Source organism: Aeromicrobium sp. (assembly GCF_050700635.1).
GTDB lineage: Bacteria > Actinomycetota > Actinomycetes > Propionibacteriales > Nocardioidaceae > Aeromicrobium.
On record NZ_JBOHDT010000069.1, the window covers coordinates 17,912 to 27,805 of the forward strand.

Sequence of the window (9,894 nt, forward strand, 5' to 3'; positions counted from 1 at the left end):
GTCGTCAGCGTCCGAACCGGCGGATAGGGTTTCGGGGTGGACGCACCCCTGGCCCTGTATCGCCGGTACCGACCGGAACGGTTCGACGAAGTCATCGGGCAGGACCACGTCACCGAACCGTTGCGGCACGCGCTGGCGGCCAACCGGGTGCACCACGCTTATCTGTTCTCCGGCCCGCGCGGGTGCGGCAAGACCACCAGCGCGCGCATCCTCGCCCGCGCGCTCAACTGCGAGAAGGGGCCGGTCGCCGAGCCCTGCGGCGATTGCCAGAGCTGTCAGGACCTCGCTCGCCGCGGGTCCGGCAGCCTCGACGTCATCGAGATCGACGCCGCCAGCCACGGAGGCGTCGACGACGCCCGTGACCTGCGCGAACGCGCCTTCTTCGCTCCGGTCAGCAGTCGTTACAAGGTCTACATCATCGACGAGGCGCACATGGTGTCGTCGCAGGGCTTCAACGCCCTGCTCAAGCTCGTCGAGGAGCCGCCGCCGCACCTGAAGTTCATCTTTGCCACCACCGAGCCCGACAAGGTCATCGGCACCATCCGCTCGCGCACTCACCACTACCCGTTCCGGCTGGTGCCGCCCAAGCTGCTCGGCGAGTACCTGCTCACCCTGTGCAAGAGCGAGGGCGTCGAGCTCGAGCCCAACGCGCTGCCGCTCGTGGTGCGCGCCGGGGCCGGGTCGGTGCGCGACACCCTCAGCGTCCTCGACCAGCTGCTCGGCGGCGCGGGCCCCGACGGCGTCACGTACGACCTCGCCGTGCAGCTGCTCGGCTACACGCCCGACTCCCTCCTCGACGAGGCCATCGACGCGTTCGCGGCCGACGACGGCGCCACGGTGTTCGGCGTCATCGACAAGGTCATCGAGTCCGGCCAGGATCCGCGGCGCTTCGCCGAGGACCTGCTGCAGCGTTGGCGCGACCTCGTCATCGTGGCTGCCGTCCCGGATGCCCTGTCCACCGGCCTCCTCGATGTGCCGGGCGACCGCGCCGAGCGCCTGCGCGGTCAGGCCACCGGTTTCGGCCCGTCCGAGCTCACCCGTGCGGCAGAGGTCGTCAATACCGCACTCGTCGACTTCCGCGGCGCCACCGCTCCGCGGCTGCTGCTCGAGCTGATGTGCGCGCGGATCCTCGTGCCGGCCGCCGACCACTCCGCCCTGGGCTTCTCCGCCCGGCTCGACCGCCTCGAGCGCCGCCTCAGCATCGAGGAGCCTTCTGTCGTCGAGCCTGCTCCGGCCGTTGAGCTTGTCGAAACGGCGTCACCGGATCCAGAGCCAGAGGTCCCGGAACCGGTCGTTGAGCCCGTCGAGGCGGCGTTGCCCGAGGAGCCGGAGATGGCCCAGATCCCTGGGAGCCTCGGTATCGCCGACGTGCGGCGCCTGTGGCCCGGCGTGCTCGACCGGGTCAAGGAGCTGCGCCGGTTCACCTGGGTGATGCTCAGCCAGAACGCCCAGGTCGTCTCGCTCGACGACGACACCCTCACGCTGGCGCTGGTCAACGCCGGGGCGCGAGACTCGTTCGTCGGCGGCGACTCCCTCGAGTACGTGCAGAAGGCGCTACACGACGTCCTCGGCGTCACGTGGCGCATCGACGCCATCGTCGACCCCTCGGCCGATCCGTCCCGCAACCAGCCGGCGGCTGAACCGTCCAAGGCGGCCGAGGCGCGTGGCGTCACGTCGCCCGACTCCGTCCGCGACGCCATGCAACGGCCCACCGACGAGTCCGGACCCGAGAACCCGGACGACGCCGCGCACCCCGACGACCCGGTCGTCGACACCGGCGACGACCCCGAGCAGCTGCTCTCCCGCGAACTGGGGGCGAAGGTCATTGACGAGCGCCCTGGTGACCGACGCAAGGACTGATCCGCGCCGCGTCCGCCTCGACATCGGGCTCGAACCGGTCGAGGTACTGAGGCGGTTCCGAGGCCGCGAACGAGTCGTCGCGCTCATCGGCGACTGGCACCACGGCGAGGCTCTCATCGGGTTCGATCCGGTCCGGGTCCTCGATGGCGACCCGTTCCGCGGGGTGGACCTGCCACCCGTCACGCAGAGCGGGGCGTTCGGCGGGGGCTGGATCGGGTCGTGGGGGTACCAGCTCGGGCGTCTCGTGGAACAGCTGCCGCCGCAGGCGAGCCGCCCCGTCCCCCAACCCGACGCTCGCATCGCGTTCTACGACCGGGTGCTCCGACTCACCGACGGCGTCTGGTGGCTCGAGACACTCGGGCGTAGGGACGATGAGGACGTCCTCGCCGCATTGAAGGCGAGAGCCGAGCCCGAGCGCTTCGACGTCGGTTCCTTCGACATGACGCCGTCACCCGACGGGCACCGCGCATCCGTCGCCCAGGCGCTCGAGCACATCCGGGCCGGCGACATCTTCCAGGTCAACGTCTGCGCCCGCCTCGAGGCGCCCTTCACGGGAGACCCGCTCGACCTGTTCTGCGCCGGCGTCGAGGCGCTGGCGCCGGCCTACGCCGCGTTCGTCGACGCCCCCGAGGGCGCAGTCGCGAGCTTCTCGCCCGAGCTGTTCCTGCGGCGCACCGGCGACGAGGTCCTCACGTCGCCCATCAAGGGCACCGCACCTCTCGACTCCGATCCGGCCGAGCTCACGGCGTCGGCGAAGAACCGCGCCGAGAACGTCATGATCGTCGACCTGATGCGCAACGACCTCGGCCGAGTGTGCACGCCCGGCAGCGTGCGGGTGCCGGCGCTCGTGCGGCCTGAACGTCACTCGGTCTGGCACCTCGTCTCCGACGTCGTCGGCCACCTCGGGAACGACGTCGCGGACTCTGATCTGCTGCGTGCCACCTTTCCTCCCGGCTCGGTCACCGGTGCGCCCAAGGTGCGGGCGATGGAGATCGCCGCCGCCCTCGAGCCAACGGCCCGTGAGGCGTACACCGGGGCGATCGGGCACGTCAGCGCCGCTGCGGGCCTCGAGCTCAACGTCGCCATCCGGACGTTCGAGATCTCCGGAGACCGCGTGTGGCTCGGAGTGGGTGGCGGGATCGTTGCCGACTCGACTCCGGACGGCGAGCTCGCCGAGGTCCTGGTCAAGGCCCGTCCGCTGATCGAGGCCATCGGCGGACGGCTTGACCTGGTGGCCGAGGCGCCGGACGAGACCATTCCTCCCCTCGCCCAGGTCCAACCGCGCGCGAACCGCGTCGACCTTGCTCAGGGCGTCTTCGACACCGTCCTCGTCACCGACGGGGTGGCCGTCGACGTCGAGGCGCACGTCGCGCGCCTCGACTCGTCCGTCCGGGCCATCTATGGACAGACCGTCCGCGCCGGCCTGGAGGAGGCGGTGCACCGCAAGGCGGCCGGTCTCCAGGGACGGCACCGGCTCCGCATCGATGCCGTGCCACTCCATGGCGACGTGCTGGTTCGCATGACGGTGCGTCCGATCCTCGATGACGTCGACGCCTGGACGCTGGTGCCGCGGCTCGTCGCCGGCGGGCTCGGTGCCCACAAGTGGTCCGATCGCCGGGCCCTCGCCCACGAGTCCCGCCCCGATCTCGATCTGCTGGTGCTCGACGACGATGGCAGCGTGCTCGAAACCGGCCGGGCCTCGCTGTTCGTCGTCCACGACGACGGTGTGCACACGCCGCCTCTCGATGGGCGCATCCTGCCCGGCACCGGACGAGCGCGCGTGATCGACCGGCTCCTCCGAGCCGGCATCCCGGTCCTGCAGCGTCGGCTCACCACCGACGATGTCGCCCGCGCATCGGAGGTCTTCGTTACCAACTCGCTGCGCGGCGTCGTGCCGATCACCTCGGTCGACGGGGTTGGTGCGTGGGCGCCCGGCCCCGTGGCTGCATCGTTGCGCGACCCGGTCGTTGAGCTGGTCGAAACGACCCTTTCGACGGGCCCAAGCGTCGAAGGTCGAGCCCGCGTGCTGTTCGTCGACAACTACGACTCGTTCGTCTACAACCTCGTGCAGTACGTGCGCGAGCTGGGCGCGAGCGCCGAGGTGGTGCGCAACGACGCCGTCGGCGTCGACGAGCTGGTGGCCGCCCGCGAGCGCGGCGAGCTGACGCACCTGATCGTCTCGCCCGGCCCGGGCACGCCAGCCGATGCCGGCATCAGCGTCGACGCCGTGAGACGACTCGGTCCCACCACTCCCACCCTGGGCGTGTGCCTGGGCCACCAGGCGATCGGCGAGGCGTATGGGGCCACGATCGTGCGTGCGTCGGAGGTCGTGCACGGCAAGCCGTCGCTGGTGCACCACGACGGTCTCGGCGTCTACACCGGCCTTCCGTCGCCGCTCGCGTGTGCCCGCTACCACTCGCTCGTCGTCGACCCAGACACCGTGCCGGCGACGCTCGGCGTCACGGCCCGCACCGCGTCAGGGGTCGTCATGGGCCTGCGTCACCGCTCCCACCCGGTCGAAGGGGTGCAGATGCACCCTGAGTCGATTCTCACCGCCCACGGACACGACATGCTGGCCCGTTTTCTCAGTGGGCCCGACTAGGCTGGAGAGCGTGTATGACGGCGTGATCCAGGACCTCATCGACGAGCTCGGGCAGCTTCCCGGCATCGGTCCGAAGAGCGCCCAGCGCATCGCGTTCCACCTGCTCGACGCCGATGCCGACGACGTCAAGCGCTTCGCCGCCGTGCTCACCGAGGTCAAGGCGAAGGTCCACTTCTGCGGCAACTGCGGCAACGTCACCGTCGACGTCGAGTGCCGCATCTGCGCCGATCCACGCCGCGACCCGACCGTGATCTGTGTCGTCGAGGAGAGCAAGGACGTCATCGCCATCGAGCGCACCCGCGAGTTCCGTGGCCGCTATCACGTGCTCGGCGGCGCGATCTCGCCAATCGCCGGCATCGGTCCCGACCAGCTCCGCATCAAGGAGCTGCTGCAGCGGCTCAACGACGGCACCGTCACCGAGGTCATCATCGCCACCGACCCGAACCTCGAGGGCGAGGCCACCGCCACCTACCTCATCCGCATGCTCTCGACGCTAGGGGTCCGTGTCTCCAAGCTGGCCAGCGGCCTGCCGGTCGGCGGCGACCTCGAGTACGCCGACGAGCTCACCCTCGGCCGCGCCTTCGAGGGCCGAACGGCCATCGGCTGAGACCCGGCTCCCCGGTCATCGCGGTACCTTGCTCGGGTGGAGCTGGAGCTGCGGCACCTGAGAGTGGTATGCGCCGTGGCCGACGCCGGCAGCGTGACGAAGGCAGCCGCAAGCCTCGGGCTGGCACAGCCTGCTCTCACCGCACAGCTGCATCGCATCGAGCGCGTCCTGGGTGGGCCACTTTTCGAGCGTGACCACCGCGGTGTCCGCCCGACTCCGATGGGTGAGCTGGTGATCACGAGGGCGCGTCTGCTGTTGCCGGCGATGACAGGTCTGCGCGACGAGGCCGCACGGCTGAGCAGCAACGCCGGCCGAGATGCCCTCGGGGCCCCTGAGCACCTGCGGGTGGGGTCGTCGACCAGCGCCGTCCTGGGCCGGCTCATCCACCACCTCACCGCCGCGCATGCCGACCTGCAGGTAACGACCCACGTCTCGTGGTCGGCGCAGGACCTTGCCGGGATGTTGACGGACGGACGGCTCGACTTCGCCGTGGTCGGGGTGTGCGGGGACGGTCCGCCGCCGCCCCGGGCCGGGCTCGAGTGGCACACCATCGCCATCGATCCGGTCTTCATCCTCGTACCCGAGGATCACCCGCTTGTCTCCAAGGACGTCGTGGATCTCGCCGAGCTCTCCTCCGCTCAGTGGGTGGCAACCACGGGTGACGGCTGTTTCGGCGACTGCTTCGCCACGGCGTGTGCGCGCGCTGGATTCACGCCCCGCAACGTCTACGAGACCGACGTGGCCAGCTGCGTCGACCTCGTCGAGTCGGGCGGGGCCATCGCCCTGTGCCAGGCCACGCGGGTGCTCCCCGGTCTGGTCACAGTGCCGATCACAGGCACACCGTTGCGTTGGCGCCACCTCATCGGCTGGCACCCCGAGTCGCCGGTCGCCGCCTTCTCGGACGCGTTCGCGCAGTCGGCCGTCGACGCCTATCGCGACCTGATCGACCGGAGTGCCCGCTACTCGGCCTGGCTCGAGGAGCACCCGAGCTTCGGCGTTCAGCCGACACCACGGATCACGCCGACGGTATGACGCTTTTGGTATCTCCCTCTCCGAGCTGAGCGGCACTACGTTTCTCGCAACCGTTCGGGGCTTCGGGGGGACAACGGTCGAGGCTTCCGATTCCATGTGTGCCGACGTCGTGGCCAACCGGCCACGCTGCCGGTTCCGCTGAGCGGCGTCGGGTGATCCCTGTGCGCCGCGATAGGAGGAGCATCACCATGACCAGGAGAAGACTCAATCTGATCGGAACGGCGGCGGCGGTGGCATGCCTCGCGACCGTTCTCGGCCAGCAGGCATCCGTCGCCAAACCCACACCTGACCCGGATCCAGCAGCGCCCAATGGCATGTACTCGGCCATGCAGCGAGACCTGGACCTGACCGCCCCAGAGGCCAAGGCCAGGCTGTCGGACGAAGAGAAGGCGGCCCGAACGGAGCGGAAGCTCCGCAAGGAGCTCGGCACCCAGTTCGGCGGAGCGTGGTTCGACGCCGACAAGAGCCGACTCGTCGTCGGCGTGGTCGACGATGCCGACGCCGCGACGGTGCGGGACGCCGGGGCGGCCGTCAGCCAGGTCGAGCTCACCGAGGACCAGCTCGACACCTACAAGGCGAAGCTGGATGCCAAGAAGGCGAAAGCTCCTGAGACGACGCCCGGCTGGTACGTCGACGTCGTCAGCAACACGATCGTGGTCCAGTCACGCGACAGTGCAGCCGACTCGGCCAAGGAGTTCGCCAAGCGGGCCGGAGTTCCCGCCGACGCGGTCACCGTGAAGTCGACGACCGAGAGTCCGCGGACCTTCATCGACGTGATCGGCGGAAACGCCTACTTCATCGGTGGAAGCCGGTGCTCGATCGGCTTCTCGGTCAGCGGGGGATTCGTGACTGCGGGTCACTGCGGCACGACTGGTGCGGCGACGTCGCAGCCGAGCGGCACCTTCGGCGGATCGAGCTTCCCGGGCAACGACTACGCCCACGTTCGCACCGCAGCGGGCAACACCCCTCTCGGCGTGGTCAACGACTACGCCGGCGGCACGGTGCCGGTGGGCGGATCGCAGGACTCCGCGGTCGGATCGTCCATCTGCCGTTCGGGCTCGACGACGGGCTGGCACTGCGGCACCATCCAGGCCCGCAACTCGACCGTGACCTACCCGCAGGGAACCGTCACCGGCCTGATCCGAACCAACGTGTGTGCCGAGCCGGGCGACTCCGGTGGTTCGGCGATCTCCGGCACGCAGGCCCAGGGCGTGACCTCCGGTGGTTCGGGCAACTGCTCCATTGGCGGGACCACGTACTTCCAGCCGGTGAACGAGATCCTGCAGGTGTACGGGCTCAGCCTCATCACCTCCGGCGGCACCCCGCCGGGTGGCACCTGCACCGGACCGAGCTACTCCGGTTCGCTCTCCAGTGGAGGGTCTGCCATTCACCCGAACGGCAGCTACTACTACTCGGGCAGCTCCGGAACGCACAAGGGCTGCCTCGACGGGCCGTCCGGCAGCGACTTCGACCTGTATCTGCAGAAGTGGTCGGGCAGCAGCTGGGTCACCGTGGCCCAAGGCACGTCCGCAGCGGCTGACGAGACCGTGACCTACAGCGGCACGTCCGGCTACTACAGCTGGGTCGTGGACGCGTACTCCGGTTCCGGGTCGTACACGTTGGGGACGAACAGGCCCTGACGCAACGAGACGTGCCGGATCGGGCCTCGGGGCCCGGTCCGGCACTTCTGTGCACACGCCCTAACGGGACAACGGCGGCAGCTCGCCGATGTTGCTGCCGGGTGTGAGGGCGTCGAACATCAGCGTGAGGTACCGGGCCCGACTGTCGTCGTCCAGGCTCGGCGACGCGAGGCCGACGACCAGCATGCCCAGGATGTGCGGCACGTCCTCGAGGGTCAGGTCGGCCCGGATGTCGCCCTGTGCCTGGGCGCCGTCGAGCAGCACGGCGAACAGCTCGATGTGCTCGTCCACCAGCTCGCGAGTCAGCTCGGCGAGGTTGGACGTGGGCGCCGCACTCAGCAGCTCGATGACCTGGACGGAGATGGCGACGAAGGCGTTGCGGAACGCGGGCAGGACGTTCTCGGGAGCGAGCTGCGGGACGATCACGTCCTCGAAGACGGCGTGGTAGGCGGCCCGGATGAGGGCCTCGCGGTTCGGGAAGTGACGGTAGAGCGTCGCGATGCCGACCTCCGCGCCGGCCGCGATCTCCTCCAGGGACGGCGACGAACCCGACAGGAAGGCTGCGCGCGCGACCTCGACGATTCGCTGCGCGTTGGAGCGTGCGTCGATTCGCTGCGCACGGGGTCTCGCGACTGGTTCAGGGGGCATGGTCAGTCCTTGACCTTCGAGCGTACCCGTGAGTGGTTCAACCGCGACCGTGACGATCTGCTGACCACCGGCCCCACCCCTTGCGCGCGGACCCGGCGAGGGGCCACCGTGGCCAGCATGACCACCACCGACGAGAAGACCCCCGACTTCAGCGGACTCAGCGCCGTCTTCATCAACTGCACCCTCAAGCGCTCACCCGAGCCGAGCCACACCGACGGTCTGGTGACGAAGAGCGCCGCCATCATGGTCGGCCACGGCGTCGACGTGACCACGATCCGCGCGATCGACCACGACATCGCCACCGGCGTCTATCCGGACATGACCGAGTACGGCTGGGAGACCGACGAGTGGCCGGGCATCCTCGACCAGGTCATGGCAGCCAACATCCTCGTGGTGGCTGGACCCATCTGGCTGGGCGACAACAGCAGCATCACCAAGCAGGTCATCGAGCGGCTGTACTCGGCCTCGAGCCTGCTCAACGACGCAGGCCAGTACAAGTTCTACGGTCGCGTCGGCGGCTGCATCATCACCGGCAACGAGGACGGCATCAAGCACTGTGCGCAGAACATCCTGTACTCGATGCAGCACGTCGGCTTCACCATCCCGCCGCAGGCCGACGCCGGCTGGATCGGCGAGGCGGGACCGGGTCCGTCGTATCTGGACGAAGGCTCCGGCGGGCCGGAGAACGACTTCACCAACCGCAACACCACGTTCATGACCTACAACCTGATGCACCTCGCGATGATGCTGCGCGACGGCATCCCGGCGTACGGCAACCAGCGCACCGTCTGGGACGAAGGCGTCCACGAGTACACGCACAATCCGGAGTACAGGTAGCCGCCCGGTAGACTGAACGTCGCTGTCAGAGCCGACGGCGCAATCGAATCAGCCATCCACCCGAGGACATCCCGTGGGCATTGTCGTGCAGAAGTACGGCGGCTCCTCCGTTGCCGATGCCGTGAGCATCAAGAGGGTCGCCCAGCGCATCGTCGCGACCAAGAAGGCGGGCCACGACGTCGTCGTGGTCGTGTCCGCCATGGGCGACACCACGGACGAGCTGATCGACCTCGCCAACCACGTCTCACCGCTTCCTCCGGGCCGCGAGCTCGACATGCTTCTCACCGCCGGCGAGCGCATCTCGATGGCGCTGCTCGCGATGGCCATCGGCTCGCTCGGCCAGGAGGCGCGCTCGTTCACCGGTTCCCAGGCCGGCGTCATCACCGACGCCGAGCACGGACGCGCCAAGATCATCGACGTCACGCCTGGTCGTCTGCGGGCAGCGATCGACGAAGGAGCGGTCGCGATCGTCGCTGGTTTCCAGGGCGTCTCGCAGACCACGAAGGACATCACCACGCTCGGCCGCGGCGGTTCCGACACCACCGCCGCAGCCCTCGCGGCGGCGCTCGGCGCCGACGTCTGCGAGATCTACTCCGACGTCGACGGCATCTTCACCGCCGACCCCCGCATCGTGCCGAGCGCCCGTCAGATCCCGCGCATCTCCTACG

The 9,894-nt window shown here is 69.3% G+C and carries 8 protein-coding genes; 7 read left to right on the forward strand and 1 reads right to left on the reverse strand.

What is annotated here, in order from left to right; translation table 11 throughout:
- The first annotated feature begins 36 nt into the window (after positions 1–36).
- From ACRDPN_RS05145 to ACRDPN_RS05165, 5 genes are all read left to right on the forward strand, one after another.
- A complete protein-coding gene (locus ACRDPN_RS05145; RefSeq protein WP_431446296.1) occupies positions 37–1,860 on the forward strand; it encodes a DNA polymerase III subunit gamma and tau in 1,824 nt (607 codons plus the stop codon).
- A complete protein-coding gene (locus ACRDPN_RS05150; protein ID WP_431446297.1) occupies positions 1,841–4,462 on the forward strand; it encodes an aminodeoxychorismate synthase component I in 2,622 nt (873 codons plus the stop codon). Before ACRDPN_RS05145 ends, ACRDPN_RS05150 begins: the two co-directional genes overlap by 20 nt.
- 10 nt (positions 4,463–4,472) lie before the next feature.
- Positions 4,473–5,069, forward strand: a complete 597-nt coding sequence (gene recR / locus ACRDPN_RS05155) for a recombination mediator RecR (RefSeq protein WP_431446298.1) — start codon at positions 4,473–4,475, stop codon at positions 5,067–5,069.
- 36 nt (positions 5,070–5,105) lie between these two features.
- Positions 5,106–6,101 carry a LysR family transcriptional regulator gene (locus ACRDPN_RS05160; RefSeq protein WP_431446299.1) on the forward strand — a complete coding sequence of 332 codons (996 nt, stop codon included), beginning with the start codon at positions 5,106–5,108 and terminating at the stop codon, positions 6,099–6,101.
- A 188-nt stretch (positions 6,102–6,289) separates the two neighbouring features.
- Complete coding sequence (locus tag ACRDPN_RS05165; RefSeq protein WP_431446300.1) at positions 6,290–7,741, forward strand: S1 family peptidase; 1,452 nt, start codon at positions 6,290–6,292, stop codon at positions 7,739–7,741.
- Positions 7,742–7,801: 60 nt separating this feature from the next.
- On the opposite strand, the gene ACRDPN_RS05170 is transcribed toward ACRDPN_RS05165, so the two are convergent.
- Positions 7,802–8,389 carry a TetR/AcrR family transcriptional regulator gene (locus ACRDPN_RS05170; protein WP_431446301.1) on the reverse strand — a complete coding sequence of 196 codons (588 nt, stop codon included), beginning with the start codon at positions 8,387–8,389 and terminating at the stop codon, positions 7,802–7,804.
- A gap of 9 nt (positions 8,390–8,398) precedes the next feature.
- Here ACRDPN_RS05170 and ACRDPN_RS05175 point away from each other — a divergent pair, with 9 nt between their 5' ends.
- Together ACRDPN_RS05175 and ACRDPN_RS05180 are read left to right on the forward strand one after the other, a co-directional pair.
- Positions 8,399–9,226, forward strand: coding sequence for a flavodoxin family protein (locus ACRDPN_RS05175; RefSeq protein ID WP_431446302.1), 828 nt, complete (start codon positions 8,399–8,401; stop codon positions 9,224–9,226).
- Positions 9,227–9,299: 73 nt separating this feature from the next.
- The coding region (locus ACRDPN_RS05180; protein ID WP_431446303.1) for an aspartate kinase at positions 9,300–9,894 on the forward strand (595 nt) is incomplete at its 3' end.

Bases quoted from the DNA above. Each gene is read 5' to 3' on its own strand.
- ACRDPN_RS05165 (WP_431446300.1), top strand. From the start codon at position 6,290: ATGACCAGGAGAAGACTCAATCTGATCGGAACGGCGGCGGCGGTGGCA.
- ACRDPN_RS05170 (WP_431446301.1), bottom strand. From the start codon at position 8,389: ATGCCCCCTGAACCAGTCGCGAGACCCCGTGCGCAGCGAATCGACGCA.